Source organism: Pseudomonas sp. CFBP13509 (assembly GCF_005233485.1).
Taxonomy (GTDB): domain Bacteria; phylum Pseudomonadota; class Gammaproteobacteria; order Pseudomonadales; family Pseudomonadaceae; genus Aquipseudomonas; species Aquipseudomonas marginalis.
Map to the genome: position 1 here is coordinate 392,601 of NZ_QGAA01000001.1, position 25,549 is coordinate 418,149.

The 25,549-nt window shown below is 59.9% G+C and carries 28 protein-coding genes and 5 pseudogenes; 12 read left to right on the plus strand and 21 right to left on the minus strand.

The genetic code is table 11. The annotated features are described in order from the left end of the window. Positions 1–30: 30 nt before the first annotated feature. Both PspCFBP13509_RS01915 and PspCFBP13509_RS01920 read left to right on the plus strand, forming a co-directional pair. Complete coding sequence (locus PspCFBP13509_RS01915) at positions 31–1,455, plus strand: gamma-aminobutyraldehyde dehydrogenase (RefSeq protein ID WP_137211489.1); 1,425 nt, start codon at positions 31–33, stop codon at positions 1,453–1,455. Positions 1,456–1,816: 361 nt separating this feature from the next. Further along, positions 1,817–3,442 (plus strand): glucan biosynthesis protein D, encoded by a 1,626-nt coding sequence (locus PspCFBP13509_RS01920; RefSeq protein WP_137211490.1) that lies wholly within the window; start codon positions 1,817–1,819, stop codon positions 3,440–3,442. A gap of 47 nt (positions 3,443–3,489) precedes the next feature. On the opposite strand, the gene PspCFBP13509_RS01925 is transcribed toward PspCFBP13509_RS01920, so the two are convergent. The 3 genes from PspCFBP13509_RS01925 to PspCFBP13509_RS01935 all read right to left on the minus strand — a co-directional run bounded on the left by PspCFBP13509_RS01925 (position 3,490) and on the right by PspCFBP13509_RS01935 (position 7,190). Further along, complete coding sequence (locus tag PspCFBP13509_RS01925) at positions 3,490–3,675, minus strand: hypothetical protein (RefSeq protein WP_065926501.1); 186 nt, start codon at positions 3,673–3,675, stop codon at positions 3,490–3,492. Between the two features lie 270 nt (positions 3,676–3,945). Next, on the minus strand, positions 3,946–5,052 hold the full coding sequence (locus PspCFBP13509_RS01930) for an NADH:flavin oxidoreductase/NADH oxidase (RefSeq protein WP_074844206.1): 1,107 nt from the start codon (positions 5,050–5,052) through the stop codon (positions 3,946–3,948). Positions 5,053–5,288: 236 nt separating this feature from the next. Then, positions 5,289–7,190 carry a potassium transporter Kup gene (locus PspCFBP13509_RS01935; protein ID WP_027604535.1) on the minus strand — a complete coding sequence of 634 codons (1,902 nt, stop codon included), beginning with the start codon at positions 7,188–7,190 and terminating at the stop codon, positions 5,289–5,291. Between the two features lie 367 nt (positions 7,191–7,557). Here PspCFBP13509_RS01935 and PspCFBP13509_RS01945 point away from each other — a divergent pair, with 367 nt between their 5' ends. From PspCFBP13509_RS01945 to tsaA, 7 genes are all read left to right on the plus strand, one after another. After that, the gene (locus PspCFBP13509_RS01945; RefSeq protein ID WP_074844204.1) at positions 7,558–7,848 is read left to right on the plus strand and encodes a type II toxin-antitoxin system RelB/DinJ family antitoxin; all 291 of its coding nucleotides are present in this window, start codon (positions 7,558–7,560) and stop codon (positions 7,846–7,848) included. A gap of 75 nt (positions 7,849–7,923) precedes the next feature. Further along, entirely contained in the window at positions 7,924–8,127 is a 204-nt protein-coding gene (locus tag PspCFBP13509_RS31475; RefSeq protein ID WP_065926504.1) for a type II toxin-antitoxin system YafQ family toxin, read from the plus strand. Between the two features lie 169 nt (positions 8,128–8,296). After that, positions 8,297–9,637, plus strand: a complete 1,341-nt coding sequence (gene rimO, locus PspCFBP13509_RS01955; protein WP_065926505.1) for a 30S ribosomal protein S12 methylthiotransferase RimO — start codon at positions 8,297–8,299, stop codon at positions 9,635–9,637. Positions 9,638–9,736: 99 nt separating this feature from the next. After that, positions 9,737–10,210 (plus strand): GNAT family N-acetyltransferase, encoded by a 474-nt coding sequence (locus tag PspCFBP13509_RS01960; protein ID WP_065926506.1) that lies wholly within the window; start codon positions 9,737–9,739, stop codon positions 10,208–10,210. Between the two features lie 71 nt (positions 10,211–10,281). Next, complete coding sequence (locus PspCFBP13509_RS01965; protein WP_027604539.1) at positions 10,282–10,992, plus strand: rRNA pseudouridine synthase; 711 nt, start codon at positions 10,282–10,284, stop codon at positions 10,990–10,992. Positions 10,993–11,061: 69 nt separating this feature from the next. After that, on the plus strand, positions 11,062–11,523 hold the full coding sequence (locus tag PspCFBP13509_RS01970; protein WP_065926507.1) for a DUF1456 family protein: 462 nt from the start codon (positions 11,062–11,064) through the stop codon (positions 11,521–11,523). Positions 11,524–11,593: 70 nt separating this feature from the next. Next, complete coding sequence (tsaA, locus tag PspCFBP13509_RS01975; protein ID WP_065926508.1) at positions 11,594–12,289, plus strand: tRNA (N6-threonylcarbamoyladenosine(37)-N6)-methyltransferase TrmO; 696 nt, start codon at positions 11,594–11,596, stop codon at positions 12,287–12,289. 115 nt (positions 12,290–12,404) lie between these two features. Here tsaA and fpr read toward each other — a convergent pair whose 3' ends face one another. Then, positions 12,405–13,184: a ferredoxin-NADP reductase gene (gene fpr / locus PspCFBP13509_RS01980; RefSeq protein ID WP_003172178.1), complete on the minus strand. Its 780-nt coding sequence runs from the start codon at positions 13,182–13,184 to the stop codon at positions 12,405–12,407. A 124-nt stretch (positions 13,185–13,308) separates the two neighbouring features. Here fpr and PspCFBP13509_RS01985 point away from each other — a divergent pair, with 124 nt between their 5' ends. Next, positions 13,309–14,235 carry a LysR family transcriptional regulator gene (locus PspCFBP13509_RS01985; protein ID WP_053137418.1) on the plus strand — a complete coding sequence of 309 codons (927 nt, stop codon included), beginning with the start codon at positions 13,309–13,311 and terminating at the stop codon, positions 14,233–14,235. A gap of 3 nt (positions 14,236–14,238) precedes the next feature. On the opposite strand, the gene PspCFBP13509_RS01990 is transcribed toward PspCFBP13509_RS01985, so the two are convergent. The 3 genes from PspCFBP13509_RS01990 to PspCFBP13509_RS02000 all read right to left on the minus strand — a co-directional run bounded on the left by PspCFBP13509_RS01990 (position 14,239) and on the right by PspCFBP13509_RS02000 (position 16,299). Continuing rightward, positions 14,239–14,601, minus strand: a complete 363-nt coding sequence (locus PspCFBP13509_RS01990; RefSeq protein WP_065938722.1) for a diacylglycerol kinase — start codon at positions 14,599–14,601, stop codon at positions 14,239–14,241. 75 nt (positions 14,602–14,676) lie between these two features. After that, positions 14,677–15,327 carry a response regulator transcription factor ErdR gene (gene erdR / locus PspCFBP13509_RS01995; RefSeq protein ID WP_065926510.1) on the minus strand — a complete coding sequence of 217 codons (651 nt, stop codon included), beginning with the start codon at positions 15,325–15,327 and terminating at the stop codon, positions 14,677–14,679. Between the two features lie 252 nt (positions 15,328–15,579). Beyond that, positions 15,580–16,299 carry a tRNA-uridine aminocarboxypropyltransferase gene (locus tag PspCFBP13509_RS02000; protein WP_065926512.1) on the minus strand — a complete coding sequence of 240 codons (720 nt, stop codon included), beginning with the start codon at positions 16,297–16,299 and terminating at the stop codon, positions 15,580–15,582. A gap of 179 nt (positions 16,300–16,478) precedes the next feature. Between PspCFBP13509_RS02000 and PspCFBP13509_RS02005 the strand changes: the two genes are divergently transcribed. Then, complete coding sequence (locus PspCFBP13509_RS02005) at positions 16,479–16,919, plus strand: PA3611 family quorum-sensing-regulated virulence factor (protein WP_027604548.1); 441 nt, start codon at positions 16,479–16,481, stop codon at positions 16,917–16,919. 376 nt (positions 16,920–17,295) lie between these two features. After that, complete coding sequence (locus PspCFBP13509_RS02010; protein WP_137211492.1) at positions 17,296–18,408, plus strand: LOG family protein; 1,113 nt, start codon at positions 17,296–17,298, stop codon at positions 18,406–18,408. Between the two features lie 224 nt (positions 18,409–18,632). Here the strand turns inward: PspCFBP13509_RS02010 and recX are convergent, their stop codons facing one another. From recX to PspCFBP13509_RS02080, 14 genes and pseudogenes are all read right to left on the minus strand, one after another. After that, complete coding sequence (recX, locus tag PspCFBP13509_RS02015; RefSeq protein WP_012722522.1) at positions 18,633–19,100, minus strand: recombination regulator RecX; 468 nt, start codon at positions 19,098–19,100, stop codon at positions 18,633–18,635. Between the two features lie 8 nt (positions 19,101–19,108). After that, positions 19,109–20,167, minus strand: a complete 1,059-nt coding sequence (recA, locus tag PspCFBP13509_RS02020; RefSeq protein ID WP_065926514.1) for a recombinase RecA — start codon at positions 20,165–20,167, stop codon at positions 19,109–19,111. A gap of 83 nt (positions 20,168–20,250) precedes the next feature. Next, on the minus strand, positions 20,251–20,751 hold the full coding sequence (locus PspCFBP13509_RS02025) for a CinA family protein (protein ID WP_065926515.1): 501 nt from the start codon (positions 20,749–20,751) through the stop codon (positions 20,251–20,253). A gap of 81 nt (positions 20,752–20,832) precedes the next feature. Then, positions 20,833–21,333: a lysis system i-spanin subunit Rz gene (locus PspCFBP13509_RS02030; RefSeq protein WP_137211493.1), complete on the minus strand. Its 501-nt coding sequence runs from the start codon at positions 21,331–21,333 to the stop codon at positions 20,833–20,835. Then, the gene (locus PspCFBP13509_RS02035; RefSeq protein WP_074844192.1) at positions 21,321–21,878 is read right to left on the minus strand and encodes a glycoside hydrolase family 19 protein; all 558 of its coding nucleotides are present in this window, start codon (positions 21,876–21,878) and stop codon (positions 21,321–21,323) included. The genes PspCFBP13509_RS02030 and PspCFBP13509_RS02035 overlap by 13 nt, the downstream gene beginning before the upstream one ends. Positions 21,879–21,900: 22 nt before the next feature. After that, positions 21,901–22,299: pseudogene (locus PspCFBP13509_RS02040) on the minus strand (phage late control D family protein); the annotation flags it as partial. Positions 22,300–22,530: 231 nt separating this feature from the next. Then, a pseudogene (locus PspCFBP13509_RS02050) lies at positions 22,531–22,649 on the minus strand (chemotaxis protein); the annotation flags it as partial. 196 nt (positions 22,650–22,845) lie between these two features. Next, complete coding sequence (locus PspCFBP13509_RS02055; protein WP_074844189.1) at positions 22,846–23,169, minus strand: hypothetical protein; 324 nt, start codon at positions 23,167–23,169, stop codon at positions 22,846–22,848. Then, the gene (locus PspCFBP13509_RS02060) at positions 23,112–23,363 is read right to left on the minus strand and encodes a zinc finger domain-containing protein (RefSeq protein WP_242001045.1); all 252 of its coding nucleotides are present in this window, start codon (positions 23,361–23,363) and stop codon (positions 23,112–23,114) included. The genes PspCFBP13509_RS02055 and PspCFBP13509_RS02060 overlap by 58 nt, the downstream gene beginning before the upstream one ends. A 368-nt stretch (positions 23,364–23,731) precedes the next feature. Next, positions 23,732–23,917, minus strand: a pseudogene (locus PspCFBP13509_RS02065) (baseplate J/gp47 family protein); the annotation flags it as partial. Then, positions 23,914–24,129, minus strand: a pseudogene (locus PspCFBP13509_RS31480) (phage baseplate protein); the annotation flags it as partial. The pseudogenes PspCFBP13509_RS31480 and PspCFBP13509_RS02065, both read right to left, overlap by 4 nt. Further along, positions 24,127–24,555: pseudogene (locus PspCFBP13509_RS02070) on the minus strand (phage baseplate assembly protein V); the annotation flags it as partial. The pseudogenes PspCFBP13509_RS31480 and PspCFBP13509_RS02070, both read right to left, overlap by 3 nt. Positions 24,556–24,558: 3 nt before the next feature. Continuing rightward, positions 24,559–25,074, minus strand: a complete 516-nt coding sequence (locus PspCFBP13509_RS02075; RefSeq protein ID WP_065948866.1) for a hypothetical protein — start codon at positions 25,072–25,074, stop codon at positions 24,559–24,561. 20 nt (positions 25,075–25,094) lie between these two features. Continuing rightward, positions 25,095–25,439 (minus strand): phage holin family protein, encoded by a 345-nt coding sequence (locus PspCFBP13509_RS02080; RefSeq protein WP_027604569.1) that lies wholly within the window; start codon positions 25,437–25,439, stop codon positions 25,095–25,097. Positions 25,440–25,549 lie beyond the last annotated feature (110 nt).

Here is a 25,549-nt window from a genome sequence, read left to right on the forward strand (position 1 = left end):
CATAACGATCGCTTTTTGGAGGACTGAACCATGCAAACCAAACTCTTGATCAACGGCCACCTCGTCGAAGGCGAAGGCCCGGCGCAAGCGGTGTTCAACCCGGCATTGGGCCGCGTGCTGGTGGAAATCAAAGAAGCCAGCGAAGCCCAGGTCGACGCCGCCGTGCGCGCCGCCGATGCGGCCTTCGAAGGCTGGTCGCAAACCGCGCCCAAGGATCGCTCGCTGTTGCTGCTGAAACTGGCCGACGTGATCGAAGCCCACGGCGAAGAACTGGCCAAGCTGGAATCGGACAACTGCGGCAAGCCCTACAGCGCCGCGCTGAACGACGAGATCCCGGCGATTGCCGACGTGTTCCGCTTCTTCGCTGGCGCCAGCCGTTGCATGAGCGGTTCGGCCGGCGGTGAATACTTGCCCGGCCACACCTCGATGATCCGTCGCGACCCGGTGGGCGTGATCGCGTCCATCGCGCCGTGGAACTACCCACTGATGATGGTCGCCTGGAAAATCGCACCGGCCCTGGCCGCGGGCAATACCGTGGTGCTCAAGCCGTCGGAGCAAACCCCGCTGACCGCGTTGCGGATGGTCGAGTTGGCGTCGGAGATTTTCCCGGCCGGAGTACTCAACCTGGTGTTCGGCCGTGGGCCTACCGTGGGCAGTCCGCTGGTGAACCACCCGAAAGTGCGCATGGTGTCGCTGACCGGTTCCATCGCCACCGGTGCGAATATCATCTCCAGCACCGCCGACAGCGTGAAGCGCATGCATATGGAGCTGGGCGGCAAGGCGCCTGTGATCATCTTCAACGATGCGGATATCGATGCAGCGGTGGAAGGCATTCGTACCTTTGGCTTCTACAATGCCGGCCAGGACTGCACCGCAGCGTGCCGGATTTATGCGCAGGCGGACATCTACGACGCCTTTGTGGAGAAGCTCGGCGCGGCGGTCGCCAGCATCAAATACGGCTTGCAGGATAACCCGGCCACTGAGCTGGGCCCGTTGATCACCGCGCAACACCGCGACCGGGTTGCCGGGTTTGTCGAACGCGCCGTGGCGCAGCCGCATATCCGCCTGGTCACCGGTGGCAAGGCGGTGGAAGGCAATGGTTTCTTCTTTGAGCCGACCGTGCTCGCCGATGCGCAACAGGACGATGAAATCGTGCGCCGCGAGGTGTTCGGGCCGGTGGTGTCGGTAACCAAATTCACCGATGAGGCGCAGGTACTGGGCTGGGCCAATGATTCGGACTACGGGTTGGCGTCATCGGTATGGACCGCCGACGTAGGACGCGCCCACCGCCTGGCCGCGCGTTTGCAGTACGGCTGCACCTGGGTAAACACCCATTTCATGCTCGTCAGCGAAATGCCTCACGGTGGTCAGAAACTGTCGGGGTATGGCAAGGATATGTCCATGTATGGCTTGGAGGACTACACCACGGTTCGGCATGTGATGTTCAAGCACTGATCGCCCAAGTGCCGTAACGCTTTATTGTAGGAGCGAGCTTGCTCGCGAAGAACGCAAGCGCACCGCGGTTAGTCAGAATGTCCGCGTTATCGTTGACGTTCTTCGCGAGCAAGCTCGCTCCTACATTTGGATCTTCATAATTCGTGGGTAATGTGTTCGCTCACAGCGTCGGAAATGTCTTGTCGCATTTGCAATGCAATCACCCCGCCATCAATCAATTTTCCTACGTCATCGAACCGCTTAAGCTATCCGGCGTCTGTTTAATGTCCGTTGTGTTTGGCCGAAGGCATGTCCGAACCGTAATTTCTGATCCAGCACGTGCCAGGAACGGCGCGGGATTTGCTCACGACAGGTTGTCTCTATGCACCGCAGGAATTTGCTCAAAGCCTCCATGGCCATTGCGGCCTACACCGGTTTATCGGCCAGCGGCCTGCTTGCCGCGCAGGCCTGGGCCGGGAACCGTGCCGCCGATGGCAAGGCCGTGGCGTTCGATTTTGAAACGCTCAAGGCCCAAGCCAAACAACTCGCCGGAACCGCGTATAAAGACACCAAACAGGTGCTGCCGCCCACCCTGGCGACCATGACCCCGCAGAATTTCAACGCCATCGGCTACGACGGCAACCATTCGCTGTGGAAGGAATTGAACGGCCAACTCGACGTGCAGTTCTTCCACGTCGGCATGGGCTTCAAGACGCCGGTGCGCATGCACAGCGTCGACCCCAAGACCCGTGAAGCCCGGGAAGTGCATTTCCGCCCCTCACTGTTCAATTATGAAAAAACCACCGTCGACACTAAACAGCTGACCGGCGACCTGGGTTTCTCCGGCTTCAAGTTGTTCAAGGCGCCGGAACTGGATCGCCATGACGTGCTGTCGTTTCTCGGCGCCAGCTACTTCCGCGCGGTGGATTCCACCGGCCAGTACGGCCTTTCCGCACGCGGACTGGCGATTGATACCTACGCGAAGAAACGCGAGGAGTTCCCCGACTTCACGCAGTTCTGGTTCGAGACCCCGGACAAGAACGCGACCCGCTTTGTGGTCTACGCCCTGCTCGACTCGCCGAGCGCCACCGGCGCCTATCGCTTCGATATCGACTGCCAGGCCAACCAAGTGGTGATGGCCATCGACGCCAACATCAATGCCCGCACTGCCATCGAACAGTTGGGCATCGCCGCCATGACCAGCATGTTCAGTTGCGGCACCCACGAACGCCGCATGTGCGACACCATCCACCCACAGATCCACGATTCGGACCGCCTGGCGATGTGGCGGGGTAATGGCGAGTGGATTTGCCGCCCGTTGAATAACCCGGCCAAGCTGCAGTTCAATGCGTTCGCCGACACCGACCCGAAAGGTTTCGGCCTGGTGCAGACCGACCATGAGTTCGCCAGCTACCAGGACACCGTCGACTGGTACAGCAAGCGTCCAAGCCTGTGGGTCGAACCGACCACCGCCTGGGGCGAAGGCTCGATCGACCTGTTGGAAATCCCCACCACCGGTGAGACCCTGGACAACATCGTGGCCTTCTGGACCCCGAAAAAGCCGGTGGCGGCCGGCGACTCACTCAACTATGGCTACAAGCTGTACTGGAGCGCCCTGCCCCCGGTCAGCACGCCGCTGGCGCAAGTCGACGCGACCCGTTCCGGCATGGGCGGTTTTATCGAAGGTTGGGCACCGGGCGAGCACTACCCGCCAGTGTGGGCGCGCCGGTTCGCCGTGGACTTCAAGGGCGGCGGCCTGGACCGTTTGCCGGCCGGCACCGGGATCGAGCCGGTGGTGACCTGCTCCCACGGCGAAGTGAAAGACTTCAGCGTGCTGGTGCTCGACAACATCAAGGGCTACCGCATCCTGTTCGACTGGTACCCGACCAGCGACAGCGTGGAGCCGGTGGAACTGCGGCTGTTTATTCGCACCCAGGACCGCACCCTGAGTGAAACCTGGTTGTATCAGTACTTCCCGCCGGCACCGGAGCAGCGCAAGTACACCTGATCCAGATCGTTCCCACGCTCGCGTGGGAACGATCCTCGCGCACAGCATCAGAACCGCGACACACTCTTCATCGCTCCAATCAGATACCGCATCGCTACCTGATCGCTTTCGGTCAGCGCGCGATACTGCGCCAGTAATTCGGCTTCGTCCGAACTCAACCTGCGGCCACGCAAGGACACCCTGCGGGTAAAAAAAGACACCACCGCACCCGCTACACCATAGGACTTGGCCATGGACTGTTTCTCCTGATATCGATCAAAAACTCCTGTGCCCACAAACCGTTTCCCGGGGAGCGCAATGCCTCGCTGTACAAACAGACTGACTCCCTGGGCCAGAAATCAGTCGTACCCTAAGCGTAGAAACAATCTCGTTACGTGTGGGATTTTTTTAGAGCATTCACTTAAAAAATCACTTCGGTAACAAATACCTACAACCCCATCCCACAGCAGCAGGCAAAAAAAACCCACCGGTTCAAGGTGGGTTTCGAGGGCGCCGACGCAGGATCAATCCCTCAAGTCAGACTCATGAATCGGTTGGTCCCGATGGGTCGCTCGTTGGTACTGAGCCGGCCAAATGGCCTTGCGCCCACCCAGATCATCATCGGCATGCAACGGCCAGTAAGGGTCACGCAGCAGTTCACGCGCCAGGAAGATGATGTCGGCCTGGCAGGTACGCAGGATGTGTTCGGCCTGGGCCGGCTCGGTGATCATGCCGACGGTGCCGGTGGCGATGCCCGATTCCTTGCGTACACGCTCGGCAAAGCGCGTCTGGTAACCGGGGCCGGTGGGGATTTCGGCGTTGGCGGCAGTGCCACCGGAAGACACGTCGATCAGGTCCACGCCCAGGTCTTTGAGACGGCGCGCGAGCTCCACGGTTTCATCAGGGTTCCAGCCGTCTTCCACCCAGTCGGTGGCCGACACCCGCACGAACAGCGGCAGCTCCTGGGGCCAGGCTTCGCGCACCGCCTGGGTCACTTGCAGCACCAGGCGGATACGGTTCTCGAAGGAGCCGCCGTACTGGTCCTGACGCTGGTTGCTGATGGGCGAGAGGAATTGATGCAGCAGGTAACCATGGGCGGCATGGATTTCCACCACTTCAAAACCGGCGGTCAGGGCGCGCCTGGCGGCGGCGACAAAGTCGGCGATCACTTGCTGGATCTGCGCCTCATCCAAAGGCTTGGGTTGGGTGTGCTGCGGGTCAAAGGCAATCGGCGACGGTCCCACCGGCACCCAGCCACCGTCTTGCGGCTTGACGCTGCCGTGCTTGCCGATCCATGGGCGGTGGGTGCTGGCCTTGCGCCCGGCATGGGCCAGCTGGATGCCCGCCACCGCGCCCTGGGCGGCGATAAACCGTGTGATGCGCCGCAGGGGTTCGATCTGTTCGTCGTTCCACAGGCCCAGGTCTTCGGCCGTGATGCGACCATCGGCGGTTACGGCGGTAGCTTCGGTGAATATCAGCCCGGCGCCACCGACCGCGCGGCTGCCGAGGTGGACGAGGTGCCAGTCGTTGGCCAGGCCATCGACACTTGAGTACTGACACATCGGCGACACGGCGATGCGGTTGAGCAGGGTCAATTGACGCAGGGTATAGGGTTCGAGCAGCTGACTCATGGCGCACCTCTTCTTGGCTTTTGGGCACTTTTGTAGGAACGAGCTAGCTCGCGAAGGCCTCATAGGCGCCGCGTTTATCCAGGATTAACGCGTTACCGTGACGTTTTTCGCGGGCAAGGACTAGGCGTCCCCCCCGCTCCTACACAACAGTGCTTAGAGCCTAGTCGACAACCGTGGATTGCACAGGGTTCAGACGTAAAGCGGGAGCCGATTGCCGGCTCCCGTACCGCGCAGGCTTACATTTCGACCTGGGTGCCCAATTCGATCACTCGGTTGACCGGGAGCTTGAAGAACCGCAGGTTGCCGTTGGCGTTCTTGAGCATGAATGCAAACAACGCTTCGCGCCAACGGGCCATGCCCTTGATGCGGGAGGCGATGACGGTTTCACGGCTGAGGAAGTACGTGGTGCGCATCGGACTGAAATCCAGGCCGTCCAAATGGCACAGCTTCAAGGCTTCGGGGACATCCGGCTCATCGGTAAAGCCGAAGTGCAGGATCACGCGAAAGAACCCCTCGCCGTAGGAATCCACCTCGAAGCGCCGTGAGGCCGGGACACGCGGGATGTCTTCGTAGACCACCGTCAGCAACACCACCTGTTCATGCAGCACCTGGTTATGCAACAGGTTGTGCAACAGCGCATGGGGCACGGCGTCCGGGCGCGCGGTAAGGAACACGGCGGTACCCTGCACGCGATGCGGCGGCTGCACGCGGATGCTGCTGATGAAGATCGGCAACGGCAGGCCACCTTCGTCGAGGCGGTCCACCAGCAATTGCTTGCCGCGCTTCCAGGTGGTCATCAGCACGAACAGCACAATCCCCGCCAATACCGGGAAGGCGCCACCCTGGATGATCTTCGGCACGTTGGCCGCGAAGTACAGCCCGTCCACCAACAGGCAGCAGACCAGGACCGGTACGGCCAGAATCGGTGGCCATTTCCACAGCAACAGCATGACTGCCGACACCAGGATGGTGGTCATCAGCATGGTCCCCGTCACCGCCACGCCGTAGGCCGACGCCAGTGCGTTGGAGGACTCGAAACCCAGCACCAGCAGGATCACGCCGACCATCAGCGACCAGTTCACCGCACCGATATAGATCTGGCCCTGTTCGGCGCTTGAGGTGTGCTGGATATGCATACGCGGGATATAACCCAACTGGATCGCCTGGCGCGTCAACGAAAACGCACCGGAAATCACCGCCTGGGACGCAATCACCGTGGCCAGGGTGGACAACACCACCAGCGGGATCAGCGCCCAACTTGGCGCCAGCAGGTAGAACGGGTTGCGTGCGGCTTCCGGGTCGCCCAGCAGCATGGCGCCCTGGCCGAAATAATTGAGCACCAACGCCGGCAACACCAGGATGAACCAGGCGCGGGCGATGGGTTTGCGGCCGAAGTGGCCCATGTCGGCATACAGCGCCTCGGCACCGGTCAACGCCAGCACTACCGCACCGAGGATCGCCACGCCAATGCCAGGGTGGGCCTCGAAGAAACGCACGCCCCACATCGGGTTCAGGGCATTGAGCACTTCAGGGTGCAGGGTAATGCCATACACACCGAGGCCACCCAGCACCAGGAACCAGGTCACCATCACCGGCCCGAACAGCTTGCCGATGCGGTCGGTACCGTGCTTCTGGATCAGGAACAGCGCCACCAGCACCACCAGGGCGATCGGCACCACCCATTTTTCCAGGCCGTCGAACGCCAGCTCCAGGCCTTCAATGGCCGACAGCACCGAAATCGCCGGGGTGATCATGCTGTCGCCATAGAACAACGCCGCACCGCACAGGCCGCACACCACGAGGAAACTGCGTAACTTCTTGCGCTCCCCCGCCGCCCTTCGCGCCAACGCGGTCAGGGCCATGATGCCGCCTTCGCCCTGGTTATCGGCGCGCAGCACGAACAGCATGTACTTGATCGACACCACCCAGATCAACGACCAGAAGATCAGCGCCAGGATCCCCAGCACACCGTCATGGTTGACCTGCACCCCATAACCGCCGTTGAACACCTCTTTGAGGGTATAGAGCGGGCTGGTACCGATATCGCCGTAAACCACCCCGACCGCTGCCACCAGCATGCCGATCGGCTTTGCGTTGGAATGCTCGGCACCTGCTGCCTGACTACTTGCCTGACCCATCAACCACTCCTGCCCTTTGACCTGAGGTCTCTTATAAACAGCGCGTCTAAGCTGACCCTAGCATGCGCTGTTTTACTTCTCGTAACAGACGTTTTATTGACCCAAGGGTTTTCCCCGTGCGCAACGGCGCGAAGCATAGCGCAGCAGTCGTCGTATTTCCCTGCATAAAGCTGGAGTCTTTTTGCCTGCATTGACGTCATTTAGTTCCAACGCTAGGTTTTTCGCTTTTTACGGACTTCGCGATTTCCGACGCATGGGTTGCATAGCGGCGTGCTGGGAACAAAAAGCGTTTGATCAAATTTTATGGGCTGTCTCATACTCTGGCTGTAGCCACAACGTAGCTACAACTTTGAGAGGGAGTCATGATATGCCTGCATTACTGAAGACTACTGACGTGCGATGCCGCATCGATGAGGATTTGAAGGAGCGTGCCACTGCTGTGCTCAATGCCTGTGGGCTTAGCCTCAGTGACGCCATGCGTCTTTTCCTCCGCCAGGTCGTGACAACACAGGGAATACCGTTTGAGGTGCGGGTTCCTTCGCAGAAGACCGCTCGTGCCATGGCACAAGCGCATGCGATACGTCGCCAGTTTGACTCGATCGACGACATGCTAAGGGACACTGATGGCGAAACAGGAGAAGAAACAAAAGCGCGCTGACCTGCCAAACCAATGCGCGCAGACGCCTGAGTTTAAAAAGTCTGGGAACGCTACAAACGTGCCGGGCGTCGGGATATGAATGAGGTCCGGGTGGTGATGGTGATGCTTTTTTTAGGCGAACAACTACCCGCCGAGTATCGAGACCATGCGCTTACCGGGAATTGGGACGGTTTCAGAGAGTGCCACATCGGCGGTGATTTTCTGATGATTTATGAACAATCGCGGGCTGACCTGACCACCTTTGTGGACTTGGGGAGTCACGCGGAATTGTTCGCGTAGTGATTGGCGAATCGAATGACGCAGCACTCGTCGCATTTCCCTGCATAAAGCTGGTCAAGTGCGTTGCCCGTCGCTAGAATTGCGCACTTTTTGATCAGAGGCGCGGCAAGCGCCCGTCCGCAGCCCTGTCGTGCCCGACTGGCGGCGTCATTCAATACCGAGGTTAGACATGTCCACCACCATCGCAAAAGCCAACCCCAAGGTTGGCTTTGTTTCCCTGGGTTGCCCGAAGGCTCTGGTCGATTCCGAACGCATCCTCACGCAACTGCGCATGGAAGGCTATGACGTGGTGTCCACTTACCAGGACGCCGATGTGGTGGTGGTCAACACCTGCGGCTTTATCGACTCGGCCAAGGCAGAGTCCCTGGAAGTGATCGGCGAAGCCATCAAGGAAAACGGCAAGGTCATCGTGACCGGCTGCATGGGTGTGGAAGAAGGCAATATCCGCAACGTGCACCCCAGCGTACTGGCCGTGACCGGCCCGCAGCAGTACGAGCAGGTGGTCAATGCCGTGCACGACGTGGTGCCGCCGCGCCAGGATCACAACCCGCTGATCGACCTGGTACCGCCTCAAGGCATCAAGCTGACCCCGCGTCACTATGCGTACCTGAAGATTTCCGAAGGCTGCAACCACAGCTGCAGCTTCTGCATCATCCCGTCGATGCGCGGCAAGCTGGTCAGCCGTCCGGTGGGTGACGTACTCGACGAGGCCCAGCGCCTGGTCAAGTCCGGCGTCAAGGAGCTGCTGGTGATCTCCCAGGACACCAGCGCCTACGGCGTCGACGTGAAATACCGCACCGGCTTCTGGAACGGCGCGCCGGTGAAAACCCGCATGACCGAGCTCTGCGAAGCCCTCAGCAGCCTGGGCGTGTGGGTGCGCCTGCACTACGTCTACCCGTACCCGCACGTGGACGAGCTGATCCCGTTGATGGCCGCCGGCAAGATCCTGCCGTACCTGGACATCCCGTTCCAGCACGCCAGCCCGAAAGTGCTCAAGGCCATGAAACGCCCGGCCTTCGAAGACAAGACCCTGGCGCGCATCAAGAACTGGCGCGAGATCTGCCCCGAGCTGATCATCCGTTCGACCTTCATCGTCGGCTTCCCCGGCGAAACCGAAGAAGACTTCCAGTACCTGCTGGACTGGCTGACCGACGCGCAACTGGACCGTGTGGGTTGCTTCCAGTACTCGCCCGTGGAAGGTGCCCCGGCCAACCTGCTGGACCTGGCCGTGGTCCCGGATGACGTCAAGCAGGACCGTTGGGAGCGCTTCATGGCGCACCAACAGGCAATCAGCTCGGCGCGCCTGCAACTGCGTATCGGCAAGGAAATCGAAGTGCTGATCGACGAAGTCGACGAGCAAGGCGCAGTCGGCCGTTGCTTCTTCGATGCACCGGAAATCGACGGTAACGTGTTTATCGACGATGCCAGCGGCTTGAAGCCGGGTGACAAGGTCTGGTGCACCGTGACCGACGCTGATGAGTACGATCTGTGGGCTGAAAAGCGCGACTGATCGAAAAAACTTGAAAAGCCCTGCTTCTGGACAAGATGCGGGGCTTTTTTAGGTCTATCTTTTGCCCATCAGCGCCAATCATCGCAAGGGGCAGCGGGCATGCGTCAGCATTCGGTTATCCACACACCTAAAGCCAGCGACTACGCGGAGTTGGCGCGCATCTGGGAGGCCTCGGTGCGGGCCACCCATGATTTTTTGCCGGACAGTTACATCATATTGCTGAAAAACCTGCTGCTGACCCGCTACCTGGATTCGGTGATGCTGATCTGCACCAAAGACGCACGCCAGCGTATTACCGGGTTTGCCGGGGTGGCGTGCGGTAAGGTGGAGATGCTGTTTATCGACCCGCAATACCGCGGGCAAGGCCTCGGCCGGCAGTTGCTGCGTTATGCAATCGAGCGCATGAACGCCGACGAACTCGACGTTAACGAGCAGAATCCCCAAGCCTTGGGGTTCTATTTCAAGCAGGGTTTCGAAGTGGTCGGACGCACCGAGCATGACGGCCTGGGCCAGCCCTATCCGTTGCTGCACCTGCGCCTGCGCCAGCAACAACAAAACGCCCGTCAGGGCTAAATGAAATGGGGCCGGGATTAACCGCGCCCACACAGGTACAATAGCCGCCCCCTTTTGTTACGGCCCTTGTCATGACTGACCCCATACGCCTCTCCAAACGCCTTATCGAACTGGTCGGTTGCTCCCGTCGGGAGGCTGAGCTGTTTATCGAAGGCGGCTGGGTCTCGGTGGACGGTGAAGTGATCGACGAGCCGCAATTCAAGATCACCACCCAGAAGGTCGAACTGGACCCGGAGGCCAAGGCCACTGCGCCAGAGCCGGTGACCATCCTGTTCCACGCCCCGGTTGGTGTCGATGCCGAGACGGCAATGGCCTCGATCAGCGCCGAAACCCTCTCGGAGGAACACCGCTTCAGCAAGCGTCCGCTCAAGGGCCACTTCCTGCGCCTGACCGCCAGCGCCGACCTGCAGGCCAAGGCCAGCGGCCTGCTGGTGTTTACCCAGGACTGGAAGATCCTGCGCAAGTTGACCGCCGATGCAGCCAAGATCGAGCAGGAATACGTGGTGGAGGTTGAAGGCGACATGGTTGCCCACGGCCTCAACCGCCTGAACCACGGCCTGACCTACAAAGGCAAAGAGCTGCCAGCCGTAAAAGCCAGCTGGCAGAACGAAAATCGCCTGCGCTTTGCGATGAAAAACCCGCAACCAGGCGTGATCGCCCTGTTCTGCGAAGCCGTTGGCCTGAAAGTCGTCGCTATCCGCCGCATTCGCATCGGCGGCGTGTCCATCGGCAAAGTGCCGGTTGGCCAATGGCGTTATCTGTCCGGCAAAGAAAAGTTCTAAACAGCCTCCCCCTTTCCAGGCACCGCCCCACCCGGCGGCGCCCACCGTTGAAAACCAGGATTGCCCACCATGATTCACAACGACGTACTGCGCAGCGTGCGCTACATGCTCGACATCAGCGACAACAAGATGGTCGAGCTTATCAAGCTCGGCGGCATGGACGTGACCAAGGAAGACCTGCTGACCTACCTCAAGAAAGACGAAGAAGAAGGCTTTGTGTTCTGTCCGGATGAGGTCATGGCCCACTTCCTCGATGGCCTGGTGATCTTCAAGCGCGGCAAGGACGAAAGCCGTCCGCCGCAGCCGATCGAAACCCCGGTGACCAACAACATCATCCTCAAGAAACTGCGTGTGGCCTTCGAACTGAAGGAGGACGACATGCACGCCATCCTCAAGGCTGCCGAATTCCCGGTGTCCAAGCCTGAGCTGAGCGCGCTGTTCCGCAAGTTCGGCCACACCAACTACCGCACCTGTGGCGACCAGTTGCTGCGTAACTTCCTCAAGGGCCTGACGCTGCGCGTCAGAGCATAAGAACAGCCATAAGCTTCAAGCTGCAAGTTAAAAGCTTGTGGCTTGCGGCTTGCAACTTGAGGCTCCAGTAATGGCCTACCAGGTCTCGCCCGTCGGTTTCGTACGCTCCTGCTTCAAGGAGAAGTTCGCCATTCCGCGCCAACCGCAACTGGCGCCTGCCGCGCGGGGCGTGCTGGAGTTGGTGGCGCCGTTCGACCAGGGCGAGGCGGTACAGGGCCTGGAGCAGGTCAGCCATGTGTGGCTGTTGTTTCTGTTCCACCAGGCCCTGGAGGACAAGCCCCGCCTGAAAGTGCGCCCGCCCCGCCTGGGCGGCAACACGTCCATGGGCGTGTTTGCGACCCGCGCGACTCATCGGCCCAACGGGATTGGCCAGTCAGTGGTCAAGCTGGACAAGGTGGAGCCGGGCCGGCTGTGGATCTCCGGGATCGATTTGCTCGATGGCACCCCGGTATTGGATATCAAGCCGTATGTGCCCTACGCCGACATCATCGACACAGCCACCAACAGCATCGCCAGTGGTGCGCCGCAGCTGATTCCCGTGCAGTGGCTGAAGAGCGCACTGCAGCAGGCACAAGGCCATGCCCAGCGCCTTGGGGAGCCGTTGGTGGAGTTGATCGATCAGTGTCTGGCACAGGATCCACGGCCGGCGTACCAGACGCCAGGGCCTGAACGCGAATACGGGGCGCAGTTCTGGGATGTGGATGTGCGCTGGCACTATCCAGAGGCCGGGATGATTTGTGTGTTGGAAGTGGTGCCAGCGGGATAAACCGGAACCCAATGTGGGAGGGGGCTTGCTCCCGATGGCGGTGGATCAGTCAACGTGTATATCGACTGACCCATCGCCATCGGGAGCAAGCCCCCTCCCACATTTTTTACCGCAGTTATTTCTCGACGAACGCGCGCTCGATCAAGTAATCACCCGGCTCACGCATGCGTGGCGAAACTTTCAGGCCGAAGCTGTTCAGCACTTCGCTGGTCTCGTCCAACATGCTTGGGCTGCCGCACAACATGGCGCGGTCGTCCTCGGGGTTGATCGGTGGCAGGCCGATGTCGCTGAACAGCTTGCCGCTGCGCATCAGGTCGGTCAGGCGGCCTTCGTTTTCGAACGGCTCGCGGGTCACGGTCGGGTAGTAGATCAGCTTCTCACGCAGGGCCTCGCCGAAGAACTCGTTCTGCGGCAGGTGCTCGGTGATGAATTCGCGGTAAGCGACTTCGTTGACGTAGCGCACGCCGTGGCACAGGATCACTTTTTCAAAGCGCTCGTAGGTTTCCGGGTCCTGGATCACGCTCATGAACGGAGCAAGGCCAGTACCGGTGCTGAGCAGGTAGAGGTGTTTGCCCGGCTTCAAATCGTCAAGCACCAGGGTGCCTGTCGGTTTTTTGCTGATGATGATCTCGTCGCCTTCCTTCAAGTGCTGCAATTGGGAAGTCAGCGGGCCATCCGGCACCTTGATGCTGAAGAACTCCAGATGCTCTTCCCAGTTCGGGCTGGCAATGGAGTAAGCGCGCATGAGCGGGCGGCCGTTGGGCTGTTGCAGGCCGATCATCACGAACTGACCGTTCTCGAAGCGCAGGCCCGGATCGCGGGTGCACTTGAAGCTGAACAGAGTGTCGTTCCAGTGATGAACACTGAGGACACGCTCGTGGTTCATGTTGCTCATGTACGGGGGACTCCTGGAAATGGGTCTGCGCCAAAGATGAAGTGCGCAATTGCACAGCATTCTAATGGCGGCGACAATATCTGTTAACTGGATTATTAAGATAAGGGTTATCGGTTATATCGATATGCGATTTACTCTCCGTCAACTGCAAGTCTTCGTCGCCGTCGCCCAGCAGGAAAGCGTCTCCCGCGCTGCTGGCCTTCTGGCCTTATCTCAATCCGCCGCCAGCACCTCGATTACGGAGCTGGAGCGTCAATCCAGCTGCCAATTATTCGACCGTGCCGGTAAACGCCTGAGTCTCAACGCCTTGGGCCATCAGCTGTTGCCCCAAGCGGTGGCGCTGTTGGACCAGGCCAAGGAGATCGAAGACCTGCTCAACGGTAAGTCCGGCTTCGGCTCCCTGGCGGTCGGCGCTACCCTGACCATTGGCAATTACCTGGCCACCCTGCTGATCGGCAGCTTCATGCAGCAGCACCCCGAAAGCCAGGTGAAGCTGCATGTGCAGAACACTGCCAATATCGTGCACCAAGTTGCGCACTACGAAATTGACCTGGGTCTAATCGAAGGCGACTGCAGCCACCCGGATATCGAGGTGCAAACCTGGGTGGAAGATGAGCTGGTGGTGTTTTGTGCACCTCAGCACCCCCTGGCCAAGCGCGGCGTGGCCACCCTGGAAGAATTGACCCATGAGGCCTGGATCCTGCGGGAACAAGGCTCCGGCACCCGCCTGACCTTTGACCAGGCCATGCGCCATCACCGCAGCGCGCTGAATATCCGCCTGGAGCTGGAGCACACCGAGGCGATCAAACGGGCGGTGGAATCGGGTTTGGGCATTGGGTGTATTTCTCGGCTGGCGCTGCGCGATGCATTTCGCCGTGGCAGCCTGGTGCCGGTAGAAACCCCGGACCTGGACCTGGCCCGACAGTTCTACTTCATTTGGCATAAACAGAAATACCAGACCTCCGCCATGCGGGAGTTCCTGGAGCTGTGCCGCGCCTTCACTGCCGGGGTTCAGCGCAGCGACGAGATCGTGCTGCCGAGCATTGCCTGATCGTCAGATCAGGATCACGGCCCACACCAGGGTGATCATGGTCAACGCCACGAATTGCGCGGCGCTGCCCATGTCCTTGGCGTTTTTCGACAAGGGGTGGCGATCGAGGGAAATACGGTCGATCGCCGCTTCTACCGCCGAATTGAGCAATTCAACGATCAAGGCCAACAGGCACACCGCAATCAGCAGCGCGCGCTCAACACGGCTGACATGCAGGAAAAAACTCAGCGGGATCAGGATGACGTTCAACAAGACCAGTTGACGGAACGCCGCCTCACCGGTGAAAGCCGCGCGCAGGCCATCCAGGGAATAGCCCCCTGCATTGAAGATACGTTTGAGACCGGTTTGACCCTTGAAAGGCGACATAGACGTAGGCAACTGAACCAAAGGAGTGGGGAAACTAGATCACGCAAAGTCAAAAAAGCGTGAATCGGTAACAACTTAATGCTGAGCAATTGACTCAAGTTGTTGCAAGAGCAGCGCCGCCTGGGTCCGCGTACGCACCCCCAATTTGCGAAAGATTGCCGTGACATGAGCCTTGATGGTCGCTTCCGACACACTCAGCTCATAGGCGATCTGCTTGTTCAGCAAACCTTCGCAGACCATGGTCAGCACTCGAAACTGCTGGGGTGTCAGGCTGGCCAAGCCATCACGGGCGGCCTTGGCTTCGTCGGACACGTTGATGTGTTCAAACGCTTGCGGCGGCCAGGACACATCACCGTCCAACACTGCGCGCACGGCCTTCTGAATATCTTCCATCGCGCTGGACTTTGGAATGAAGCCGCTGGCGCCAAACTCCTTGGAACGCACCACCACGTCGGCATCTTCCTGGGCAGAGACCATCACCACGGGGATCTGCGGGTATTGCCCACGCAGGAGCACCAGCCCCGAAAAACCGTAGGCGCCGGGCATGTTCAGGTCGAGCAGCACCAGGTCCCAATCGGATTTTTCGGTAAGGCGGGCTTCCAGCTCGGCAATGCTGGCCACTTCAACCAGGCGCACGTCCGGGCCAAGGCCCAGGGTCACGGCCTGATGGAGCGCACTGCGAAACAGCGGGTGGTCATCGGCTATCAGGATTTCGTATGTGGCCATTGATTAAATGATCCTGTTTTTTATGGCAGCCCCGATGGGTTCGGGGTTCACCAATACACAAGGCGACGGCCAGGCAGCCATCGCCACAGGGTACGTTCAACGTCAAAAGCACTTGGAACGACGTCGAAAACTCACGGTTGCACCCCAATCGGCGCTCAGCATGCCCAGCGCAGCCTGGGGGGTCAAGCACTACGCCCATGGGCATTTTAGCGGCATGCAGGTTTACGGTGCCATCATGCAAACGTCGTCTGGCTATAGCGTGGCTATATAGGGTGCAAGACGAGTATGGACGCTGTCGGTCGGGTCCAATGGCAGCTGGAACTTGGCAGCCAGGTAATGGGTGCTGAATACGTCGAGGTAGGCGTCCAGCACTTCGCTGGCAGCGGTGTCATCGGCCAGTTCCAGGCACAGGGCGGCGACTTCGGCGGTGCAGAAATGGTCATCACGCTTGGAGCGGCGCAGTTTGTAGCGCGAAAGCTGCTCAGGCGCCAGGCTCAATACCGGCAGATACTCCAGATAGGGACTCTTGCGGAACATCTTGCGCGCTTCGCTCCAGGTGCCATCCAGCAGGATGAACAGCGGGCGCCTGCCTTCTGCCACCGTCACGGTACTGACGACACGCTCGGGCGCCACGAATTCGCCGGGGAACACGATGTAGGGCTGCCACTGCGGGTCAGCTAGCAGGGTGAGCAAATCCGGGTCGACTTCGGTGCGCGACCAGGCGAATGCCGTGGTGTCCTCGACCACGTCGGCGATCAGCCAGCCGGTGTTGCTGGGTTTCATCGGTTCGACATCGTGCATCAGCAGGCACATGGCGGACCTGGCCGCGACCTGGGGGCGCCAGGCGCACAGGCAATACTCGGGGATGACCCGGCAGCCGGGGCAGCGTTCGGCACGTGAGCCTCGATTGACGAAGGGCTTGATCGCGCGTGCCAGGCGCTGTGTGCGCAGGCGGGAGACGGCATGGCTCATCGGATGCGCCGTACAGAGGGGTAGATCGACACGGAGAAAACTCGTGGAAGGCTGAAGTGACCGCAGTTTACCAGCGATACGCCTGGCTGTAGTGGCAAGGGGTCACCTATAATTGCGCGCCACTGAACGCACAGCGCAGTGGCTGGTCTATGCACCAGTAACCGAATCAGGAGAGTTTCATGCTGCGTTCCATGCTGCGTCTTGCCGCCCCATCCATCGCACTTGCGCTGGTACTGCCCGTGGGCGCCCAGGCGGCCTCGCTGCTGGAGGCCCAAATGAACCGGAAGCTGCAAAGCGTCGCGACTGAAAGCAACAAGGACCTGCCGCGGGAAATCGACGAAAAAACCCTGGAAGTGGCCTACACCGTTGAGGGCATGCAACTGATTGATCACCTCAGCGTATTGCCTGATCGCGCCGAACAGATGCGCGCCAACCCCAAGGCGGTGTACTTCCAGCTGGGGCAAAGCGTGTGCCTGAACAAAGGTTATCGCGAGCTGATGGCCAAGGGCGCAGTGATGCGCTATGAAATCACCGAGAACAAGACCAATCGTCCTGTGGCATCGGTGAAATTCGTGGAAGCGGATTGCCCGGCACCGGCTGCCGCCAAGAAGAAAAAGTAATCTTCGCTTGCCCTTCGCGCGCTGCTGTCCAGTAGCGCGCACTCCCCTGCTTCATTTCCCTGCAGGCGGCTAAACTCCCTGCTGAGTGACCAATAAGCGGTTGCCAGCCAAGGGTTTTTCGGCCCATGATCAAGTCATCCCGACCGCCCGTTCATCACGGCTTCCACGCCGTTCTGTAACATTTCCAGGGCAAAAGAGGGTTGCCCTCCTGCGACGTGCAGTGCAAAGGTTTTTTAAATCACAAGGAATATACAGAGCCCGTTTGCTGCCTGGCGAACACGTGCAATGCCTTGGTATGCAGCGACACATGCAGTGTCGTGGCCCCCGGACGAATCTCTCGCCGTTGGCCCAGCCTCTGTGAAGAAGGAGAAGTTGAATGCCTTACGAACCGAATGACCGCCTGCTCCGGCATTTTGAAGAAAACGGGGCCGACCTTACGCAACAGGTTGAAGCTCAGCTCAAGCAGATCGCCCCCAACAGCCCGAATATCCCCCTGTATCGCGACATGATCCTGACCGTGCTGCGCATGGCCCAGGACGACCGCAACCGCTGGAACGCCAAGATCACCTTGCAAGCCATTCGCGAACTGGACCACGCCTTCCGCGTACTCGAACAGTTCAAGGGGCGCCGCAAGGTCACGGTGTTCGGCTCGGCACGCACCCCGGTGGAAAGCCCACTGTACGCCTTGGCCCGCGAGGTGGGTGCCGCACTGGCCCGTTCGGACCTGATGGTAATCACCGGTGGTGGCGGCGGCATCATGGCGGCGGCCCACGAAGGGGCAGGCCTGGAGCACAGCCTGGGGTTCAATATCACCCTGCCGTTTGAACAGCATGCCAACCCGACCATCGATGGCACCGAGAACCTGCTGTCCTTCCACTTCTTCTTTACCCGCAAGCTGTTCTTCGTCAAGGAAGCCGATGCGCTGGTGTTGTGCCCGGGTGGTTTCGGCACCCTGGATGAAGCCCTGGAAGTATTGACCCTGATCCAGACCGGCAAAAGCCCGCTGGTGCCGGTAGTGTTGCTGGATGCGCCCGGTGGCGGTTTCTGGCAAGGCGCCCTGGACTTTATCCGTAGCCAGCTGGAAGCCAATCGCTACATCCTGCCCACCGACCTCAAGCTGGTACGCCTGGTGTACAGCGCTGAAGAGGCAGTGGAAGAGATCAATCAGTTCTATGCCAACTTCCATTCCACGCGCTGGTTGAAACGTGAGTTTGTGGTGCGCATGAATCACCCGCTCAGCGATCGAGCGCTGGCTCATTTGCAGAGTGAATTTGCCAGCCTGCGGTTGAGCGGAGAATTCCAGCAGCTTGCCTATACCGGTGAGGAGCATGATGAGCCGAAGTTCAGCCATTTGACGCGGTTGGTGTTCAACTTCAATGGCCGCGACCAGGGCCGGTTACGGGAGCTGGTGGATTACATCAACTTGCCGGAGAACTGGGCGCAGGCTCAGGGGAAGACGCAACAGCGGGTAGCGCCGCAGCCGGCGTGAAATCCAGAAACGCAGGATCCAGAAACGCAAAAAGGCCCGCTATTTTCATAGCGGGCCTTTTTTGGGGACTTCAGGTTTGGTGTTTCAGGTTTAGATCGAAGGTGAGGCTATTGGGGCTGCTTCGCAGCCCAGCGCGGGGCAAGCCCGCTCACCACAAGCAAGCCCGCTCGCCATAACAAGCCCATTCACCACACAACAAGGCCGTTCACCGCACAACAAGGTGTTCAGTCATCCATGTCTCGGCCACTTAATAAGCGGCTGATCATTTCCATCGAAAAACCGCGATAACTCAAGAAGCGTCCCTGCTTGGCGCGTTCCCTGGCATCAATGGGGAGATGACCCGAGAATTTGCGGCGCCAGGTGTCCTCCAACTGCGCCTGCCAACTGATACCGCACTCACGCAAGGCAAGGTCGATATCGGCGCGCTGTAAACCACGCTGGCTCAGCTCTTCGCGAATACGCGCCGGGCCATAGCCGGACCGGGCTCGGTAGGAGACAAAACTTTCGAGATAACGGGATTCCGAAAGCAGCCCCTCTTCCGTCAACCGGTCAAGGGCGGTTTCGATCATCTCAGGTTCCGCACCGCGCTGACGCAGTTTACGCGTCAGCTCGACTCGACCATGCTCGCGGCGAGCGAGCAGGTCCATTGCGGTGCGCCGAACAGCGACAAGTGTATCCAGTACAACGGTCATCGTTTATTTCAGATGTCAGTGTCGGCTTCTTCTACTTCTTCAACCGGCTCGCGGTTGGCGGCAGCTTTCACGTCTGGTGTTGGGGTCAGCAGTTTGTCGCGGATCTGCTTCTCAAGCGTGGCAGCGATGTCCGGGTTGTCCGCCAGGAACTTGGCCGAGTTGGCCTTGCCCTGACCGATCTTGCTGCCATTGTAGGCATACCAGGCACCGGACTTTTCGACGAAGCCGTGCAGCACGCCCAGGTCGATCATCTCGCCGTTCAGGTAGATACCCTTGCCGTAGAGAATCTGGAACTCAGCCTGGCGGAAAGGCGGAGCCACTTTGTTTTTCACGACCTTGACGCGGGTTTCGCTACCCACAACCTCGTCACCCTCTTTCACCGCGCCGGTACGGCGGATGTCCAGGCGGACCGACGCGTAGAACTTCAGCGCGTTACCACCGGTGGTGGTTTCCGGGCTGCCAAACATCACGCCGATCTTCATGCGGATCTGGTTGATGAAGATCACCAGGCAGTTGGCGTTCTTGATGTTACCGGTGATTTTACGCAGCGCCTGGGACATCAGGCGGGCTTGCAGGCCCACATGCATGTCGCCCATTTCGCCTTCGATTTCAGCCTTGGGTACCAGGGCTGCCACGGAGTCGACCACGATCACGTCGATGGCGTTGGAGCGCACCAGCATGTCGGTGATTTCCAGGGCTTGCTCACCGGTGTCCGGCTGGGACACCAGCAGGTCATCAACGTTGACGCCCAGCTTGCCGGCGTATTCAGGATCCAGGGCGTGCTCGGCGTCGACGAACGCGCAGGTGGCGCCCATTTTTTGCGCCTGGGCAATCACCGACAGGGTCAGGGTGGTTTTACCGGAAGATTCAGGACCGTAGATTTCAACGATACGACCTTTTGGCAGGCCGCCAATGCCGAGCGCGATGTCCAGACCCAGAGAGCCAGTGGAAATAGCCGGGATCGCCTGACGGTCGTGATCGCCCATACGCATTACGGCACCCTTGCCGAATTGACGTTCGATCTGACCCAGGGCCGCAGCCAAGGCTTTCTTCTTGTTGTCGTCCATTAAAGTCCTCACGTAATCAATAAGGCCTGACGGCCAACACCTGTATAAGTAGACAGTATTGTTCCACAAAGATCGGAGATCGCCTACCCCTGATTTTCTATTTCTGCTGCAGCTCGTCGCAACAAGCCCTCCAGCGCGGCCTTCACCGTTTGTCGGCGGACCTCATCTCGGTTGCCGGAGAAGTGCGCAAGCTCGGCCGTGACCTCCTCGCCAACGCCAAAGGCCAGCCAGACGGTGCCCACCGGCTTGTCCACCGAACCACCATCGGGCCCCGCCACACCGCTGACCGCCACGGCAAAGCGCGCCAGGCTTTTCTCCTGGGCGCCGCGCACCATGGCCTCCACCACTTCCTGGCTGACCGCCCCAACCTTTGGAAACAAGGTTTCCGGCACATTCAACTGCCGGGTCTTCTGCCGATTGGAATAGGTGACATACCCCGCCTCGAACCAGGCCGAACTCCCCGGGATCCGCGTAATGGCCTCGGCGATACCGCCACCGGTACAGGATTCGGCCGTGGTGACGTGGGCATTGAGCATCTGCAGGCGGCGGCCCAGGTCAGCGGCAAGTTGAGTGATTTCCTTCACGACGGTCTCCAGAAGTGGGCGGGGGTTTGCCTACCCTACAGGAGCAAATCGCTCATGCAAGCGACAGACTGGAACAAGAGATTAGCGGGCGACAGCGTGCACATACGCCTGGCAAGCGCGCAAGGCGATCAGTCCTTGGTCGCCGGCATCGGTGATGCCGATAATTCGCTGAGCATGCGCCGGGTCAAGTCGGGCTCGTGCGGCTGCATGAACCAGGCCGCCGGTGGTGGTGGTACTTGGCACTGCGCAGCCATCGGCGGCTTTGGTGGCGTCGAGAAGGACTGACAACCGCACATCAGCAGTGGCCAGACGGTCGCGCAGAGCAGCCTGGTTACGTTGGGCATCGCTCAACTCCCGAGCATGGTGTTGGTCGCTGGCACTGAGCTGTTGCTCCAGGGCCAGCCGTTTGTCCTGTTCAGCCTGTTGTTGATGCAAGACCGCCTGGCTTTGCTGGCTGAGCGCCTGTGCATGGACAGAAGCCTGGCGCTCAAGCTGTACCCCCAAGCGCCAGGCCTGGACCTGCCAGGTCACCGCCACCAACAGGCAAGCACCGATCAGTTGGTAGGCCCCTAGGAAACGCATAACACCGCCTTCGCCCGCGCCCACAGCCGCAAGCGATCCTCCAGCCCATTCAGCCCGCCATTGATACGCCGTGTAATGGTGGTGAACTGGTCCTTGTCGGCCAGCTCATTCAGGCCATTGACCTGCCAGAACCAGGCGGCCGACTCAGCCGCCCATTGGGGTTGCTCGAGCAACATCGGCTCACGCAACAGACGATCGTCACCAAACAACGCCTGACTGCAGGCCAGGTAATTGCGCCGACCGGTGATCTGGATCAGCCCCCGCCCCCGGTACAAAGGACCATCGCCATCCGCTTCGGGGCTATTGCCCAGGCGCGCGGCCAGGCTGCCGGTGTCGTATTTGCTCAGGTAGTAATCGCTGCCCAGTTCACGGACGTAACGCAGTTCGGCGGATTCGTGGCCAATCTGGGCGAGGAAGGCGGCGATGCGCTTCGCACAGTTGATCTCGAAACGAACGAAAGCCGCATTCAAGGGCATTAAAAAAACGCCCGCTCTAAGGCGGGCATCCGGCATAACGTCAAGCAGCTGGGGGAGTGTTATCACCATTGGTTTTACTCTCGAAAAGTAGCTATATCGACAACCCACCGGCCGTGATCGAACTGCGGTATCCCGTCGCCGGATCGCCGACATGAACCACCTGCTTTATCGACCAGCGCCCCTGCATATAGGACGGCCAGCTCTCATCCAGCACTAACAGGCCTTCCGCGGCCAACAATGGATTGCCCGGGCAATCGATCAGCAACTTCAAATTTTCACGCCCCACACGACGCAGTTCACCTTCGGCAACGGCGCGGGCTTCGGCTTCGTTCTGGTAGCGTTGGCGCAAGGTTTTGAACGGTGCATTCCCCACCTGGACGACGCGCTGCTTGCCGGCGGAGACATCCCACCAACTGGCACGGCAGCCTTGGTATTTCGAGCGGGATTTTTCGTCGAGCTTGGCGGTGATAAAGCCTTGTTCACCGGGGCGGGGTTTACACCGGTGATCTGGATACTCGGGGCGAGGGTGACTTGCACGTTATCCGTGCGCGCCGCATTGAGTTCCTTGCTCACCGCATTGGGTGCAGGCAGGCGATCCGTTGAGCCGAACAGTTTGTCACCGAGCCAACTGCCTGCCTCGCTGCCGAGCAAACCACCGATTGCGCCACCGACAGCGGTGCTGAGGCCTGAGCCGACGGCGTTTACGCCACCGCTGCGTACGCCTTGAACCACATTGACTTGAAGAGAAATTTCTCAGCCATAACAGACCACCGAGCAGAACAGTGCCGGTACCGCCAAGCCACGCGAACGTGTGCCTGGCCCCAGGTCGTTAGGATCCATCGCCACTCCATAGAGAAAGGTGGCCGAAGTACGACCTGTACAAATGAGTTAGCCCCAGCAGCACTCCCAGCTTGGAGCAATGGGTGTGGTGGAGCCGAAAACGAAAAGGCCCCCCACGATGGCGGGGGTATTGGAAAGATTCACGTGGCTTACGTAACAAACAAGATGGCCGACTCTAGAGTCGGCCAGGTCTCGCTTATGGCAGCAGATCGTAGGTCAGGAACAGCGAGGATGAGCCCGAGTTAGTGGCGATCCAAAGCCCATACCCCGCCGGTAAAGTGACGGGGAACTGCAAGGCATTGTAGGTCGCCGCTACCGAAGCCAAAACAACAGGCTTCGTCTTGTCGGTGGCCCCGGTGACGGGGGTTGTGCCAGTTGCGAGGATCGAATACTGCGTACCGAGGAAAGAAGCCGTTCGAAGCACTGCTCCATTGGTGTTCATCGCAGGATTGATGACTTGAACTACGCTGGCACTGTATTCGCCAGAAAACAATTTAGAGCCGATTGGTTGTGCGTCCATGTTTTCACCTGTTGAGTCGAATGATTTGTCGCGGAGGATTCCGCTTTCATGTCGCTCAAAGGCGATTGCTCGAGGCTCGTGGCCTTCCCATGATTCAACGTCCCGCATCGGGAACATTTGATCTGGAGCTCTGTAAACCCACCCGTACGGGCGAGAAGTCTTTTGCAGTTACCGCATCTGAATTCTTTCAACATCTGCAAGTCCGTTTATTTATCTGCTAGGCTCCGTCCCGCTCGCGCGAGCAGTGAGGGGCTGGCTTGCAGGCTAGATCTGCGATCTGGCGTCTCCTTAGGGTGTTAGTGCACCCTCTGGAGTCGCCCTCTCTTTTTTCGATCTCAACAAAAAGCCCTGAACTTGTCGGGGCTTTTTGCTTTCTTCCGGGCACAAAAAATCCGACACAATGGCCGTTTTTTGTGAATCATCATGATCGGCCTCAAGGGCTCGAGTATCTGCAGTTGCGCGCACCGGCGCTGTGGAACGCATAGTCGATCCAACTTGGGTTCACGCGGCCGTCCAAGCAAGGGCAGGAGTCGGCGTAGGTTTGCAGCAGTTGCTGCGCGGCCGCTTGGGTCAGCAGTCCGCTTTCGTTGTCGAGGCTGACCTTGAGTCTGGCCGCGCTGTGCGGCGCGCGGGTGGCGACGTAGTCGACGACAAACGCCTTGAACTCCGCCAGCAGTGGTTCGAATTCATCGACCGCGATAATCGCCGGCTCCGCCAGTTGGTTCTGGCCTGGGATCAGCATGCTCATGTCACAACCTCGAAGGATTGTTGGCGGTTTTTCCAGGTGCCGGCAAAACGCAGCAATAACCCGGCGCCCTGGCGGGTGGCGACGATGACCTGGGGCTGGAAGTCGACAATGCCGTTCTGGCTGTTGTAGAACGCTTGCGCGGCATGGCTTTTGGCGAGGATCAATAGGTCATCGCCAAGGTTCTGGCCGAGCAGTTGCGGGATCATCGAGCCGTTAATCCAGTTGAAGGTGTGGCTGGCATCGTCGTAGTCGCTTTGGGTGCCATCCTGATGGCGCCGCCGGGTCAGCGAGGCCACGCTGGACACCGGTGGAAACAGACTACTGTTCAGCCCGAACAGCGCCACAGACTGCATGCCCCCTTCCCCACCGCCGTAGTTGAGCAACAGGCATTGCTCGCCCACCGACGGAATACGGGTTTCGGTCTGCGCACCCGCGCTGGGGTTGAAGAACCGAATCGCCGGGGTAAGCAACTCACCATGGCTGACCTTGCAGGTATTGCTGGCAGCGTCGACCTCCTGGCACACGCCAATGCGGCAGAAACTGTCCGCGCGTCGATACAGGTCTTCGAGCTGGGCTTCCATTTCCGCCAGGCGCTCGACAATCGGCCCCAGTTGCATGCGTAACAACGCGTCGAACATGGACTACTCCTGCAGGGGCCGATATTGATCCGGATCGTCGATGTCCGAGACTTCCCAGGTGCGGGCAAACAGCGGTGTGCCGGTGGGGTCTTCGAGCAACGACGGGCCGAGATAGAGGGTTTGGGTGAAGGACACGGTCCAGGTGTCGTAGTCCGTTTCGGCGCTGGCGAGCCCAGAGGGCGCCGCGACGACGGCCGTGGGTAAATCGCACTGGTCCGACGGCAGGCCCCAGCGGTTATCCAGGGCCAGGTCCATCAATTGGCTGGCCAGGTCGCACGCGTCAAAAGGCGCCGCCGCACTGGCGACCGTAACCCTGAGTGATACCGACAAGGCATGCGCCTTGCGCCCTTCACGGGAACGCACACCGGGGCCGTTGCGTTCCACGCTGATCAGCACGCCAGTGTGATCCCCGGCGCCGCCAACGTCCTGGTGGTTGCCTACCTGTAATTGTGGGAAGGCACGCTTCAGCGCCCCCTCAATGGCTACAGGCAGTTGGGAGGGTTTTTCGATAAGTGTCATCAGTTGCGTCCTTGCAGCAGTTACTGCTGATCCGAGCGGGATGTCGGCGCTTCGTTGACCCCGATGCGCTTGGCCGCCCAGCGTTCATAAAGGCCGATGGCGACGTCTGCGCCGGCCATGGCCGTCAGGCAACCAATGGCGCCGGCGGTCCAGATCGACATGCCGGCGGCGTAGCACAGCATCAATGCCGAAACCCCGCAGACCATGCACGCCCCGGACCGCAGGGCCAGACGCCGGACCAGCGACCAACCGCGGGCGCCCTCCTTGTCGGCACGCCACATTTCGCCGGATACGCCGCCAATCAGCGCCAGTGCGATCACCAGCCAGATAGGCATTTCCGCTAACGCTTGCTGCTCGTTTGTCATGTCACGCCTCCTGGCTGAGCAATGCCGGCAACGCACCGGCTTTTGGGTAAATCCATGTATAGGTAGGCATTCCAAAAAGCCCGGTTGCCCAGGCTTTTCAGTAATGCGGT